Genomic DNA, 14,420 nt, shown 5'->3' with positions numbered 1-14,420 from the left:
TGGCGGCACTTGGGTAAATTGAGATCTGATTTCATGGAACGACGCACCATTCTTGTTACAGGCGCCAGCGGTTTTGTCGGCAGCGCAGTCTGTAGTCGGCTGGCAACGATGGGTAGCTTCGCAACCCGTGCGGCTTTGCGTGGCACTGGCCGCGGAGATACCACGGGCGTTCAGGTTGTGACGGTAAGCGACCTGGCTGCCACCACCGATTGGGCACCGGCACTGGCAGGTGTCAGCGTTGTGGTGCATGCCGCAGCCCGGGTGCATGTGATGAAAGAAACCGCCGCCGATAGTTTGGCCGAGTTCCGTCGGATCAATGTCGAGGGCACCCTCAACCTGGCCCGCCAGGCAGCGGCAGCTGGTGTGCGGCGTTTTATTTTCATCAGTTCGGTCAAGGTCAATGGTGAGGCGAGTCAACCCGGCCGGCCCCTGTGCGCCGACGACGCACCGGCACCTCAGGATGCTTACGGCGTGTCCAAGCATGAAGCGGAGCAGGGGTTGCGCCAACTGGCGGCAGCTACCGGCATGGAGGTTGTAGTCATCCGCCCGGTGCTGGTTTACGGGCCAGGTGTCAAAGCCAATTTCCGCAGCATGATGCGCTGCGTGCAACGGGGCTTGCCCCTGCCTTTCGGCGCGGTTGATAACCGTCGCAGCCTGGTGTCGCTGGCAAATCTGGTCGATTTGATCATCACTTGCATCGACCACCCGGGCGCCGCTAACCAAACCTTCCTGGCCAGTGACGGCGAAGATGTCTCGCTGGCGTATCTGTTGCGTGCGCTTGGCCGTGCACTGGGCAGGCCCGCCCGGCTTTTGCCTGTGTCCTCAGCCCTGTTGCACTGGGCAGCCCGGCTGATTGGCCGACAGGACCTTGCCCAGCGCTTGCTCGGCTCGCTGCAGGTGGACATCGATAAAAACCGGCAACTGCTCGGCTGGCGCCCCCCTTACACGTTGGAGCAAGGACTGAACATGGCCGCTCGATCTTTTCTGGAAAACCGCCGCGTATGATATGGCTGATCGTCGTGGCAGGCGTCGCGTCCTGGTGTATGACCGCAGTATTGCGCCGCTATGCGCTGTCGCGCAGCCTGCTGGATATCCCCAATGCTCGTAGCTCGCATACCTTGCCAACCCCCCGTGGTGGTGGCCTGTCATTCGTGGTGGCGATGCTGGTTGCCATGCTTGGCCTGGCTTGGGCCGGGTCCATCGCTCCGGTACAGCTGGTCAGCTTGCTGGGTGCGGGGGGGCTGGTTGCCCTGATCGGCTTCATGGATGACCACGGGCACATCGCTGCACGGTGGCGTTTGCTGGGGCATTTCGCAGCGGCCGGATGGGGGCTTGCCTGGCTTGGCGGGATGCCGCCTCTTTCTGTCTTCGGCCTGGCGCTGGGGCCGGTCTGGTTAAGCAGCATCATAGGGGTACTGTATCTGGTGTGGCTGCTCAACCTTTACAACTTCATGGACGGCATCGATGGCCTTGCCAGTATTGAGGCCATTTGCGTATGTCTGGGCGGGGCCTTGCTTTACTGGGTTAGCGGCCATGCTCAGGCTGCATGGCTGCCGCTATTACTGGCGGCGTCCGTGGTTGGCTTCCTGTGCTGGAACTTCCCGCCCGCCCGCATCTTCATGGGCGATGCAGGCAGTGGCTTCCTCGGCATCGTGCTGGGTTTGCTGGCATTGATGGCGGGTTCGGTAAACCCGCTATTATTCTGGGGGTGGTTAATACTTTTGGGTGTGTTTGTAGTCGACGCCACATTTACCCTGGGGCGTCGCCTGTTGCGCGGTGAAAAGGTTTACGAAGCGCATCGTAGTCATGCCTATCAGTATGCTTCGCGCCACCACGGCAGCCATCGGCCTGTAAGCCTGGCGGTGGCGGCGATCAACCTCGCTTGGCTGTTGCCAATAGCGCTGGCGGTGGTGCTCTTCAAGGTTGATGGCGCCACGGGAACCCTGGTCGCTTATGTGCCTCTCATAGTCTTGGCGGTCACCTACCATGCAGGGAAAAAGGAATAGGATGGGCGGGCAAGGAAGCCATCGTAGAGAGCTGCTAACGCCGTGGTATGGCCGGCCAGCGCTCAGGTCATTCAAACGAGGTTCTTTTGCGCTGAGGAGTGCCGAATGAGCGACGAGAAGAAAGACAGAATGCGCCAGTATCTGGTCAATCTGTCCCGGCGTCAGAAACGGCTCATTCAGGTGTGTACGGACATCTCGCTGATCTGGTTCGCGTTGTGGCTGTCCTTTATCGTGCGCTTGGGCCTCGATGAAATGTACAACCCCATCGTCACGCACGCCTGGCTGTTCGTGGCTGCTCCTGCGGTGGCCATCCCGTTGTTTATACGGTTTGGCATGTACCGGGCAGTGATGCGCTATTTTGGCAATGATGCCCTCGTCACCATCATCAAGGCTGTGACACTGTCATCGCTCATTCTGGCGGTGGTGGTGTATTGGTACAGTAACCATCAGGTTGTTGTGCCGCGGTCGATCATTTTCAATTACTGGTGGTTGAGCATGGTCATCATCGGCGGTTTGCGCCTGATCATGCGGCAGTATTTCCTGGGTGACTGGTTCACCGGGGCTCATCAGATTCCGTTTGCCAACCGCGATGACGGCCTGATCAAAGTAGCTATCTACGGAGCGGGTACGGCAGGCAATCAGCTGCTGGCTGCGCTGCGAATGGGGCGGGTGATGCGGCCCGTGGCGTTTATCGATGACGATAGCGACCTTGCCAACCGTGTCATTTCGGGTTTGCAAGTCTACAAGCCCAAGCATTTGCAACAGATGATCAAGGAAACGGGGGCTCAAGAAATTCTTCTGGCGCTACCCTCGGCCTCACGCGCAAGACGAAAGGAAATTCTTTCTTTCCTTGAGCCTTACCCATTGCACGTACGGAGCGTGCCAGCTTTCGCCGACCTGGCCAGTGGCCGGGTAAAAGTGGATGACATTCAGGACGTAGACATCGCCGATCTGCTGGGGCGTGACCCGGTTCCCGCCCAGGAAGGGCTGCTTGAGCGCTGCATCTACAAGCAAACCGTGTTGGTCACCGGGGCGGGGGGCTCCATAGGTGCCGAGCTGTGCCGCCAGATCATCGGGCTGGGGCCTACCACGCTACTGTTGTTCGATCACAGTGAATTCAACCTTTACAGCATTTTGAGTGAGTTGGAACAGCGCATCTTGCGTGAGTCGCTATCGGTCAGGCTGTTGCCGATTCTGGGCTCGGTTCGCAATCAGCAGCACCTGGTTGATGTAATGGCCACCTGGCGCGTCGATACGGTCTACCATGCGGCAGCCTACAAGCATGTGCCGATGGTCGAGCACAACATCGCCGAAGGTATTCTCAACAATGTTTATGGCACGTTGTGTACTGCCCAGGCAGCACTGCAGACCGGTGTCGCCAACTTCGTGCTCATTTCCACCGACAAAGCCGTGCGGCCGACCAATGTCATGGGCAGCACCAAGCGGTTGTCCGAGCTCATCCTGCAGGCGCTGAGCCGCGAGGCGGCACCGGTGATGTATGGAGACAGCAGCAAGATTGCCCGGGTGAACAAGACCCGGTTCACCATGGTGCGCTTTGGCAACGTTCTGGGCTCTTCCGGGTCGGTGATTCCGCTGTTTCACAAGCAGATCAAGGCGGGTGGGCCGTTGACGGTAACTCACCCGAAAATTACCCGTTACTTCATGACCATCCCCGAAGCTGCCCAACTGGTGGTGCAGGCAGGTGCCATGGGGCAGGGCGGCGATGTGTTCGTGCTGGATATGGGTGAGCCAGTACGCATTGTCGAGCTGGCCGAAAAAATGATCCACCTCTCGGGGCTGAGTGTGCGCAGCCAGGGCAACCCGCAGGGCGATATCGCCATCGACTTCACGGGGCTACGCCCCGGTGAAAAGCTCTACGAAGAGTTGCTTATCGGCGATGACGTATCGCCCACAGCCCACCCGATGATCATGGCCGCCAACGAAGATTTCCTGGCGTGGGATTTTCTGCGTGAGCGGCTGACCCAGTTGCTGGCTGCGGTTGCCGACGATGACTTCACCCGTGTGCGACAGTTGTTGCGAGAACTGGTCAGTGGTTACTCGCCTCAGGGAGAAATTGTGGATTGGGTGTATCTGCAGCGGCGCCAAGGGCTGTTGGACCGATAGGGCGGCAGCTAATGCGGCCCGCTTGCCGGCGATGGCCGCATAACCGCCTTGATTGATTAACCGCTGCCCTGGGGCAAGTTCGTCGCTACAGCTTAAACCCGCTCTGGCCCTACCAACGGCTCTGCAGTACGCCGTTGTTGAAGATGTCACGCCGCTCCAGGCGCCCCACCTCCTGATGCTTGGCCAATGCATAAATGCGGTCGAAACCCGCGCGACCAATGTTCGGGAAATACGTGGCCAGCGCCTGCTCTACCGCGCTGTCATAGTCCGCTTCGGTGATGTACCGATAAATCTCTCGGAAGTAGATAAAACCAAACTGGAAGCCCAGGATTTCATCCGGGTAATCCGTTTGGCCGAAGAAGCAGTTTTCCAGGTCGATGGCGCGAGCTTTACCCTGTTGGGGCAGCATGACATTGGCAACCCACAGGTCCATATGCGTAATGCCTCGGCGGTGCAATGCATGCAGCAGCTCGAAGGTAGCCTCTATCACGGCGCTCACTGCTGCGGGCGCCTCACGGGCTTTGCTCAACCCGTCGACGTGATCGTGCAGCAACTCGGTAATCAGGAAAAAGTCCTGGATCAGCCCAAGTTTCGAGCTGGTGTATCCATAACCGATCAGCCCCGGTACCCGGGCGCCTCGCTTGGCCGCTTCACGCGTGTTAATCAGCTCTTCAATGGGCCAGTCGTACATCCCGTTGCGCTTTGGGTTACCACGTTGCATGCGCCATTTTTTTTTCAGTGAGTCGAGCTTTTCGCGTTTGGCAAAAAGCTTGCTGGCGCTACACGGGAGCGGCGCACTCACGCGTTTGGCGGTTGGCGTCTGTTCCACCAACTGCTCGATAGCTTGCCGGGTATGGCTGGGGAGGACGGTTTGAAAATGCAGGGTGGCATCACGATAACGCACAACATGGGGGTACTCGTTTTGCCAAACCCGGGGATCGCCTACCACGTCACATCCTTATGGAATCAAAATGCCATCAGCCTAATGGATCCAATGATACATTTCTCTGCCTTATTCCGTACACTTTTTTACAATTCTGCACGATGAGCGGGAGAAGTCACCTTCATGGCTGGCAACCGGCTATTAGCAGCACATACAATGCCAGGTTGCTTTACATGGGCACGCAAGCACCAAGCAGTCTTTCAGTTCAGGGGCCAAACAGTTGCTGCTACCCAGGCCCCGCTGCAGTGGGGCTATTCAAGGAACGATGTACATGAAGGAACCGAGTTGCAATGTCGTATTACCGTAACCCCCATGATGTAACGCGCATGCCCGCCTGGCAGGCGCTGAATGAACATCGCAAAGCCATGCAAGGCTTCAGCATGCGCGAAGCCTTCGCCGCCGATGCCCAACGCTTTGACCAGTTCTCCCTGAGCTGCTGCGGCCTGTTCCTCGACTACTCGAAAAACCTGATCACCGAACAAAGCCGCGACCTGCTGGTGAACCTGGCCAACGAAGTGGGCCTGCAGGGCGCCATCAAGTCGATGTTCAGCGGCGAAATCATCAACGCTTCCGAAGGCCGCCCGGTGCTGCACACCGCCCTGCGCCGGCCGGTGGGCGACAAGCTCAGCGTCAACGGCGTGGACGTCATGCCGGAAGTGCACAAGGTGCTCAACCAAATCACTGAACTGGTCGGGCGCATCCATTGTGGCCAGTGGCGCGGCTACAACGAGACGCCGATCACCGACGTGGTCAACATTGGCATCGGTGGCTCGTTCCTTGGCCCCGAGCTGGTTTCCGAAGCGCTACTGCCTTACGCTCAGCGTGGCGTACGCTGCCACTACCTGGCGAACATCGACGGCAGTGAATTCCACGAGCTCTCGGCCAACCTGCGCGCCGAAACCACCCTGTTCATCGTCTCGTCGAAGTCGTTCAACACCCTCGAGACCCTGAAAAACGCCATGGCTGCGCGTACCTGGTACCTGGCCCAGGGCGGCTCGGAAGCCGAGCTGTACCGCCATTTCATCGCGGTTTCCAGCAACAAGGCCGCCGCAGTGGCGTTCGGCATTCGCGAAGAGAACATCTTCCCGATGTGGGACTGGGTGGGTGGGCGCTATTCGCTATGGTCGGCCATCGGCCTGCCCATTGCCCTGGCCATCGGCACCGCCAACTTCAAGGAGCTGCTGTCAGGTGCCCACACCATGGACCAGCACTTCCAGACCGCGCCGTTCGACAAGAACATGCCGGTGCTGCTGGCCCTGCTGGGTGTGTGGTATGGCAATTTCTGGGGCGCGAGCAGCCACGCGATCCTGCCGTACGACCACTACCTGCGCAACATTACCAAGCACCTGCAGCAGCTGGACATGGAGTCCAACGGCAAGAGCGTGCTGCAGGACGGCGCCCCGGTGAAAACCGCCACCGGCCCGGTGATCTGGGGCGGCGTCGGCTGTAACGGCCAGCATGCCTACCACCAGTTGTTGCACCAGGGCACCCAGCTGATTCCGGCCGACTTCATCGTGCCGGTCGTGAGCTTCAACCCGGTGGCCGACCATCATCAGTGGCTGTACGCCAACTGCCTGTCGCAGAGCCAGGCGCTGATGCAGGGCAAGACACGTGAAGAAGCCGAGGCCGAACTGCGCAGCAAAGGCCTGAACGAAGCGGACATCGAGAAGCTGGCCCCGCACAAGGTGATCCCGGGCAACCGCCCTAGCAACACCCTGGTAGTGGAGCGCATCAGCCCACGCCGCCTCGGCGCGCTGGTGGCAATGTATGAGCACAAGGTGTTCGTGCAGAGCGTCATCTGGGGCATCAACGCCTTTGACCAGTGGGGCGTGGAGCTGGGCAAAGAGCTGGGCAAGGGTGTGTACCAACGCCTGGTTGGCACCCTGGAAGACAGCGCCGAAGACGGCTCCACCCAGGGGCTGATCGATTACTTCCGGGGTAGGCATCGCGGTTGATCCGTCAGCCAACTTGCTCGGCAGGGGGCTACGCAATAGCCCCCTTCGCTGCCTGGAACGGCTGGCTATGCGCTTTTCAAGCTCATACAAAAACTGGCTAGCGCTTGAACTATGCGGTCACATGCCTTGCCATCGCCATAGGGGTTCTGCGCCACGCTCATTTGACGGTAGGCGCGCTCATCCGTCAGCAACCTGGCCAGCTCCCCGACTATGACGTCAACCTGCGTGCCGACCAGTTTCACGGTCCCCGCCGCTACCGCCTCCGGCCGCTCTGTGGTATCGCGCATCACCAGCACGGGTTTGCCCAGCGCTGGTGCTTCCTCCTGAATACCGCCGGAGTCGGTGAGTATCACGTATGCACGGGTCATCAGATAAACGAACGGCAAGTAGTCCAGCGGCTCGATCAGGTGGATGTTGCTCACGTCCGCCAGCAACCGCGTTACCGGCTCACGTACGTTAGGGTTAAGGTGCACCGGGTACACCATGTCTACCTCAGGGAACTGCCGCGCGGTTTGCACCAGGGCCTGGCAAATGCGGTCAAAGCCATCACCAAAGTTCTCTCGCCTGTGGCCTGTAATCAATACCATCTGCCGATCAGCCGCAAGGTATTGGAACATGTGCTCGAATTGAGCCCTCAGTGTTGGCACCTCAAGTTTGCGCACCACTTGCAGCAAGGCATCGATCACTGTATTGCCGGTGATGAAAACACTGGCGTGGTCGATGCCTTCGCGCAGCAAATTATCGTGCGAGATGGCGGTAGGGGCGAAGTGCAGTGCGGCTAGCGCACCGGTCAGGCGCCGGTTGCCCTCCTCGGGCCAGGGCGAATACAGGTTATGGGTGCGCAGGCCGGCCTCAACGTGGGCGATCGGGATTTGTTGGTAGTACGCCGCCAGGCTGGTGGCAAAGGTGGTGGCCGTGTCGCCGTGCACCAGCACCATGTCGGGCTTGAATTCAGCCAGTATGGGTTTGATGCCATGCAAAATCGCGGTGGTTACGCCAGTCAGGTCCTGGCCGGGTTGCATGATGTTCAAGTCGTACTCGGGGCTGATCTCGAACAGTTTCAGCACCTGGTCGAGCATTTGCCGATGCTGGCCAGTAACGCACACGCGTGACTCGAAGCGGGAGTCGTTAGCAAGCTGAAGGGCCAAGGGGGCCATCTTGATGGCTTCTGGGCGGGTACCGAACACGATGAGGGTCTTGAGAGGCACAGCGGTGGTCCTCTTGCTTGGGTCCTTTAAGCAAACCGGTTTTCCGTGTTGAACAAATCTAGCAGCAGGCTGGCAGGGTGCCAGCCATGCCGAGGAGATTTGCGGGCCGGCGACAGGTTGCCTGAGAGGCGGGCCATGAGCGGCGGGTGCTGTAGGAGAATGGCCTGGTGCAGGTCGGCAGCCCGTATCTGACCAACGAGAATCTGGCTGTAAATTTAGCGAAACGCCTATAAAAAATGGGGCACGGCTGGTGTGGGCGTGCTGACGGCTTTTTTGGGTAGATGACGTTGAGCCCATTGCAGACAGTTTCTGTAACCATTCGCCACTGTTGGGGGCTGTTTTGCTGCGGGGGCAGGCACTAGGGTTTGTTGCGCAGCCGAAGGAAAACGGCTGCTGGAAAATGACCAACCCAAGGAGTGTTCTTCAATGCGCAACAACGTTCTGTCGTACCTGCTGCTGCCGCTGTTCGCCAGCCTGTCTTTCTCCCTTAGCGCGGCGCCTACCAGCGCCACGGCGGTGCCCGAGCCGGTACCGGTGGTGGCCCAAATGCCGACCCAGCAGGCGCCACGGCTTGACCTGAACAAGGCTGATGCGCTGACGTTGCAGAAGGAGTTGAACGGGATAGGGAAAGCCAAGGCCGAGGCCATCGTCGCCTACCGTGAGGCTAATGGGCCGTTCGCTTCGGTGGATGAATTGCTGGAGATCAAGGGGATCGGAAACGCGTTGCTGGAGCGTAACCGGGACAAAGTGATGGTGGAGTAAGGGGAGAGGGGGCTGGGGCTTGTCGCCCTGGCCCTCAATCAAGCGCCTGGTGCGTCAGCGGTCTTGGTTGTCCTTTGCGTCCGCTTCGGCATTGCGCTCATGCACCTTGCGCAGTTGCTCGTCAGTCAGTGGCAGTTTTTTTGCCGTATCGCGCAGCATCATCAGCCCGCCGACGATGGAGCCGAGGGCTATGATGAGGATCAGCCAGGCATACCAGGGCATTGTCATACTCCTTAAGCGGGGGGGTGTGCAGTGCTTGTACGAAATTTGAGCATTAACCCGTTCCGTTGGTTCAATTATAGAAGCCAGCCGCCGCTGGGCCAATTCCGTGATCCATGGGCCCCAAAGCCTGCGTCACTTCGTTTACAATGCGCGCCGTTTTCGACTTGCCAAGAGACCCTGCCCATGTCCGCCTGCCAGACGCCCCTGATCGTCGCCCTGGATTACCCTACCCGTGAGGCCGCCCTGAAGCTGGCTGACCAGCTTGACCCCGCGCTGTGCCGGGTGAAGGTTGGCAAGGAGCTGTTCACCAGCAGCGCTTCGGGCATTGTCGAAACCCTGTGCGACAAGGGCTTCGAAGTGTTCCTGGACCTCAAGTTCCACGACATCCCCAACACCACGGCAATGGCTGTAAAAGCTGCTGCCGAGATGGGTGTGTGGATGGTGAACGTGCATTGCTCCGGTGGCCTGCGCATGATGGCCGCCTGCCGTGAAGTGCTGGACAAGCGCAGCGGCCAGCAGCCATTGCTGATTGGCGTGACCGTGCTGACCAGCATGGAGCGCGAAGACCTGGCCGGTATTGGCCTGGATGTCGACCCGCAAGAGCAGGTATTGCGCCTGGCGGCGCTGGCGCAAAAGGCGGGCATGGACGGTTTGGTGTGTTCGGCGCTGGAGGCCCCGGCGTTGAAGGCGGCGCACCCGTCGCTGCAGCTGGTAACCCCGGGCATTCGCCCTGCGGGCAGCGCGCAGGATGACCAGCGCCGTATCCTTACCCCGCGCCAGGCGCTGGATGCGGGTTCGGATTACCTGGTGATCGGCCGACCGATCAGCCAGGCCACAGACCCGGCCCAGGCGCTGGCTGCGGTGGTGGCGCAGATTCGTGGGTAAATAGCCCCCGGTAATGAAAAAGGCCAGCACGCGTGTGCTGGCTTTTTTTTCGGGCTGGATGAGGTGTGATGGCTGGAAGGTCCGGCAGGGCATTTTCTTTGCCTGTGAGATCGAGCGCCGCCCGCGCGGCGCTCGATCTCACAGGCGCTAAACCCCTCAAGGCATGCGCTTTCAGCCCCAAACGCAACTCACAACGTCACACCTTCAGCACCAACTTGCCAAAATTCTCCCCACTGAACAGCTTCAGCAACGTCTCGGGGAACGTCTCCAGCCCCTCCACCACATCCTCCTTGCTCTTCACCTGCCCACTGGCCAGCCAGCCGGCCATCTCCAGCGCGGCCTTGCCGTAGTCCTTGGCATGGTCCATCACCACAAACCCTTCCATGCGTGCACGGTTCACCAGCAGCGACAGGTAGTTGGCCGGGCCTTTTACCGCTTCCTTGTTGTTGTACTGGCTGATCGCACCGCAAATCACGATGCGGGCCTTGAAGTTGATGCGCGTCAGCACGGCATCGAGGATGTCGCCGCCCACGTTGTCAAAGTAAACGTCCACACCTTTGGGGCATTCGCGCTTCAAGCCGGCCAGCACGTCTTCGGCCTTGTAGTCGATGACCCCATCAAAGCCCAGTTCATCTTTCAGGTACTGGCACTTCTCGGCCCCGCCGGCAATGCCGACCACGCGGCAGCCTTTGACCTTGGCAATTTGCCCGACAATGCTGCCCACCGCACCGGCAGCGCCGGAGATGACCACGGTTTCGCCGGCCTTGGGTTGGCCAACTTCCAGCAGGGCGAAGTAGGCGGTCATGCCGGTCATGCCCAGTGCCGACAGGTAGCGGGGCAGGGGCGCCAGGTTGGGGTCGATCTTGTGCAGGCCCTGGGGCTCGCCGGTGAAGTAGTCTTGCACGCCAAGGGCGCCACTGACGTGGTCGCCCGGCTTGAACGCCGGGTGGTTGGACGCAACCACTTCGCCCACGCCCAGCGCACGCATGACCTGACCCAGGGCCACGGGGGGGATGTAGGACTTGCCTTCGTTCATCCAGCCGCGCATGGCGGGGTCCAGCGACAGGTACAGGTTGCGCACCAGCACCTGGCCTTCGCCAGGTTGTTCGGCGGGTACGCTTTCGAAGGTGAAGTCGTCACGGCGCACTGCGCCGACCGGGCGTTTGGCAAGCAGGAAGCGGCGGTTGGTCTGGGTCATGGCGGGGTCCTTGTGGGCAATGGAAGATGATAGGTGTTCAATCTACCTTGTTGATGTAGGCAGGTCCCTAACATCACTGACAAGCATGGTAGCTCAACCGTTGGTGTGATGATGCTGCCCGGCCTGGCGGTGTCTGACTATGCTCTGAAACCCACCATCCCCTGAGGAGCACGCAATGAGCATGACCTTTTCCGGCCAGGTAGCGCTGGTCACCGGCGGCGCTGCCGGCATAGGCCGGGCGACGGCCCTGGCGTTCGCCCATGAGGGCCTGAAGGTGGTGGTGGCCGACCTCGACCCGCTGGGTGGCGAGGCGACGGTGGCGCAGATTCAGGCCGCAGGTGGCGAGGCCTTGTTCATCGCCTGTGACGTTACCCGCGACGCCGAGGTGCGCCAGTTGCACGAGCGCCTGATCGCTGCATTCGGCCGGCTGGACTATGCCTACAACAACGCCGGCATCGAGATTGAGCAACACCGCCTGGCCGAAGGCAGTGAGGCGGAGTTCGATGCCATCATGGGCGTTAACGTGAAGGGCGTGTGGCTGTGCATGAAGTACCAGCTGCCCTTGCTGCTGGCCCAAGGCGGTGGGGCGATCGTCAATACCGCGTCGGTGGCGGGGCTGGGTGCGGCGCCAAAGATGAGTATTTACAGCGCCTCCAAGCACGCAGTGATAGGCCTGACCAAGTCGGCGGCCATCGAATACGCCAAGAAGGGCATCCGTGTGAATGCCGTGTGCCCGGCGGTAATCGATACCGACATGTTCCGCCGCGCCTACGAGGCAGACCCACGCAAAGCCGAGTTCGCCGCCGCCATGCACCCGGTAGGTCGCATTGGCAAGGTCGAGGAAATTGCCAGCGCCGTGCTGTACCTGTGCAGCGACGGCGCAGCGTTTACCACCGGGCATTGCCTGACGGTGGATGGCGGGGCTACGGCGATCTGAGCCAGGTGCGCACCCATGTCGCCTCTGGGCAGTATTCGCGGGTCGAGGCCCCTAACCGGTATGCAGGGCGACCTCTGCCAAGCTGAAAACGACACGCTCATAGCTATTTGACACTATTCTGACGCCAGGCCCTTGTTCATCGGCGGGCAACGTTGCCACCCTTGGCCTTCGGGATCACCTCGCACGCAGAAGGGGAATCGGCGATGGGCGCGAGCAAGCACGGTGTGCTGGCCAACCTGGGCATGGCCCGCAAACTCGGCCTGGGCTTTGCCTTGGTGCTGGTGCTGACCCTGGCGGTGGCGGCCATCGGCATCGCCGCGCTGGCCAGCGTTGGCCAGCGCTTCGACAGTTTGCGCCAACTGGCACAGTTCAATACCGACCTGCTGCGCTTGCGTCAGCATGAGCAGGCATTTGCCCTGCGCTCCGATATTCAGCAGGCCGAGGCCTTGCGCAGTGGCCTGCAGGGCTTGGCCGAGCGCGCCCGTGGCCTGCCGGCGTTGGTGGCCGCAGAAACTGACCTGGCGGCCTACGGCCAGGCGTTCGAGGCTTTCGTAGCCGCGGTGCAGGCCAAGGAGCTGGCGCTGGACATGGCCAGCTGGTCGGTGTCCAGCGTTGCCAATAACCTTGATGTGCTGCAGGCCGGCCTGGCCGATGACGGCGTCTATACCCTCAAGCAGTCCCAGGGCCAGCAGGGGGGCGAGTTTCTTGAGCAGGCTGCGCAGGTGGCACAGGTATCGCGGCTGATGTTGCAGGCCATGGACGAAGCGCGCGTACGCCTGGAAAAAAGCCGCAAGGGCGAAGAGGGCGTGAGCCAGGCGCGCATTGCCCAGACAGTGGAGGCTGCCAGCCTGGTTGGTCAGTTGCAGGGCACGGTCAGTGATGCCGGCTACCAGAGCGTGCTGGGCGAAGTGGCGGGGCACATTGGCAGCTTCTCGGAAAAACTCAATGAATATACCGACCAGCTGGCCCATGAGCAGGGGCTCAAAGCCCAGTTGCAGGCCAGTGCCGAGCAGGTCACCGGGAGGGTCGACCAGGCCTACCTGACCCAGCAGCAGGCCCTGCAGGCCGAGCTGCAACGCAATGCTGTGGCCATTGCCTTGGCCACTGCCTTGGCGCTGCTGGTGGGTGTACTGGCTGCCTGGCTGATCACTCGCGCGGTCGTCGGCCCGCTCAAGCATGTCATCGGCCGCGCCCAGCGCATTGCGGCTGGCGAGCTTGGCTTTGACGCCCAGCCACCGCGGCGCGACGAGGTGGGGCAGTTGATGCAGGCCATGCAGCAGATGGCGGCGGGCCTGTCGGGCATTGTCAGTGGGTTGCAGCAAGGTATCGAACAACTGGCTGGCAGCGCCCAGGCGTTGTCGGCCGTGACCGAGCAGACCAACCGTGAGGTGGGCAGCCAGAAGGAGGAAACCGAGCAGGTGGCCACTGCCATGCAGCAGATGACGGCCACTGTGCACGATGTGGCGCGCAATGCCGAGCAAGCGGCGCAGGCCGCCCAGGCGGCGGACGACAAGGTCGGCTCGGGGCAGCAGGTGGTGCGTCAGAGCATGCAGCGCATCGAGCAGTTGGCGTCGGCAGCGGAAACGGCCAGCGCCGGCATCGACAGCCTCAGTGCCGAAATCCACACCATCGGCGACGTGCTCGAAGTGATCAAAAGCGTGGCCGAGCAGACCAACCTGCTGGCGCTGAATGCCGCCATCGAGGCCGCCCGCGCTGGCGAGCAGGGGCGTGGTTTTGCCGTGGTGGCCGATGAGGTGCGTGCGTTGGCGCGGCGTACCCGGCAGTCTACCGAGCAGATCGAGGCACTGGTTGCCAGCCTGCGCGGCAATGCCCAGCAGTCGGTGGCGCAGATCCGTGGCAGCACCGAGCTGGTGCGGTTGGCGGTGGCCGATGCGCTGCACACCGAGAGCGCGCTGGGCAGCATTGCTGCTGCGGTTTCGTTGATCCAGCAGATGAACCAGCAGATTGCTGCGGCGGCCGAGCAGCAGAGCTCGGTGGCGGAAGAGATCAGCCGCAGTGTCACGCAGATTCGCGGCAGTGCGGATCAGGCGGCGCTAGCAATGCAGGACAATGCCCGGTCGAGTGTGGAACTGGCGCAGTTAGGCATTGATTTGAAGGGGATGGTGGGGCATTTCAGGTTGTGATTCAGCAGGCTTTGTGAATACGGTCTTTGTGGGAGC

At 61.0% G+C, this 14,420-nt stretch carries 12 protein-coding genes; 8 read left to right on the top strand and 4 right to left on the bottom strand.

Going from position 1 to position 14,420, the window contains the following annotated elements; translation table 11 throughout:
• Positions 1-33 precede the first annotated feature (33 nt).
• The 3 genes from J3A71_RS22280 to J3A71_RS22270 all read left to right on the top strand — a co-directional run bounded on the left by J3A71_RS22280 (position 34) and on the right by J3A71_RS22270 (position 4,130).
• Positions 34-1,005, top strand: a complete 972-nt coding sequence (locus J3A71_RS22280) for an SDR family oxidoreductase (protein ID WP_095117097.1) — start codon at positions 34-36, stop codon at positions 1,003-1,005.
• Positions 1,002-2,006: a glycosyltransferase family 4 protein gene (locus tag J3A71_RS22275; protein ID WP_016485396.1), complete on the top strand. Its 1,005-nt coding sequence runs from the start codon at positions 1,002-1,004 to the stop codon at positions 2,004-2,006. Before J3A71_RS22280 ends, J3A71_RS22275 begins: the two co-directional genes overlap by 4 nt.
• A 105-nt stretch (positions 2,007-2,111) precedes the next feature.
• Positions 2,112-4,130, top strand: coding sequence for a nucleoside-diphosphate sugar epimerase/dehydratase (locus tag J3A71_RS22270; protein ID WP_016485397.1), 2,019 nt, complete (start codon positions 2,112-2,114; stop codon positions 4,128-4,130).
• Positions 4,131-4,239: 109 nt separating this feature from the next.
• Here the strand turns inward: J3A71_RS22270 and J3A71_RS22265 are convergent, their stop codons facing one another.
• Positions 4,240-4,851, bottom strand: coding sequence for a lipopolysaccharide kinase InaA family protein (locus tag J3A71_RS22265; protein ID WP_231995318.1), 612 nt, complete (start codon positions 4,849-4,851; stop codon positions 4,240-4,242).
• 512 nt (positions 4,852-5,363) lie between these two features.
• Here J3A71_RS22265 and pgi point away from each other — a divergent pair.
• The gene (gene pgi / locus J3A71_RS22260; RefSeq protein WP_096425730.1) at positions 5,364-7,028 is read left to right on the top strand and encodes a glucose-6-phosphate isomerase; all 1,665 of its coding nucleotides are present in this window, start codon (positions 5,364-5,366) and stop codon (positions 7,026-7,028) included.
• A gap of 65 nt (positions 7,029-7,093) precedes the next feature.
• On the opposite strand, the gene wecB is transcribed toward pgi, so the two are convergent.
• Positions 7,094-8,236 (bottom strand): UDP-N-acetylglucosamine 2-epimerase (non-hydrolyzing), encoded by a 1,143-nt coding sequence (wecB, locus tag J3A71_RS22255; RefSeq protein WP_096425731.1) that lies wholly within the window; start codon positions 8,234-8,236, stop codon positions 7,094-7,096.
• A 426-nt stretch (positions 8,237-8,662) separates the two neighbouring features.
• On the opposite strand from wecB, the gene J3A71_RS22250 reads away from it, so the two are divergent.
• Positions 8,663-8,998 carry a ComEA family DNA-binding protein gene (locus tag J3A71_RS22250; RefSeq protein WP_096425732.1) on the top strand — a complete coding sequence of 112 codons (336 nt, stop codon included), beginning with the start codon at positions 8,663-8,665 and terminating at the stop codon, positions 8,996-8,998.
• 54 nt (positions 8,999-9,052) lie between these two features.
• On the opposite strand, the gene J3A71_RS22245 is transcribed toward J3A71_RS22250, so the two are convergent.
• Positions 9,053-9,220, bottom strand: coding sequence for a DUF2897 family protein (locus J3A71_RS22245; RefSeq protein WP_016485402.1), 168 nt, complete (start codon positions 9,218-9,220; stop codon positions 9,053-9,055).
• 183 nt (positions 9,221-9,403) lie between these two features.
• Here J3A71_RS22245 and pyrF point away from each other — a divergent pair, with 183 nt between their 5' ends.
• Positions 9,404-10,105, top strand: a complete 702-nt coding sequence (pyrF, locus tag J3A71_RS22240) for an orotidine-5'-phosphate decarboxylase (RefSeq protein ID WP_016485403.1) — start codon at positions 9,404-9,406, stop codon at positions 10,103-10,105.
• Between the two features lie 196 nt (positions 10,106-10,301).
• On the opposite strand, the gene J3A71_RS22235 is transcribed toward pyrF, so the two are convergent.
• Complete coding sequence (locus J3A71_RS22235) at positions 10,302-11,303, bottom strand: NADP-dependent oxidoreductase (RefSeq protein WP_023047774.1); 1,002 nt, start codon at positions 11,301-11,303, stop codon at positions 10,302-10,304.
• Between the two features lie 175 nt (positions 11,304-11,478).
• On the opposite strand from J3A71_RS22235, the gene J3A71_RS22230 reads away from it, so the two are divergent.
• On the top strand, positions 11,479-12,240 hold the full coding sequence (locus J3A71_RS22230) for an SDR family oxidoreductase (protein WP_096425734.1): 762 nt from the start codon (positions 11,479-11,481) through the stop codon (positions 12,238-12,240).
• Between the two features lie 203 nt (positions 12,241-12,443).
• Positions 12,444-14,384, top strand: coding sequence for a methyl-accepting chemotaxis protein (locus tag J3A71_RS22225; RefSeq protein WP_096425735.1), 1,941 nt, complete (start codon positions 12,444-12,446; stop codon positions 14,382-14,384).
• The last annotated feature ends 36 nt before the right edge of the window (positions 14,385-14,420 follow it).

Origin of the sequence: Pseudomonas sp. PvP089 (assembly GCF_017875165.1) — a bacterium.
Taxonomy (GTDB): Bacteria; Pseudomonadota; Gammaproteobacteria; order Pseudomonadales; family Pseudomonadaceae; genus Aquipseudomonas; species Aquipseudomonas fortuita.
Note: the sequence above shows the minus strand (reverse complement) of the source record. Positions and strands in the feature narration are given on the sequence as shown.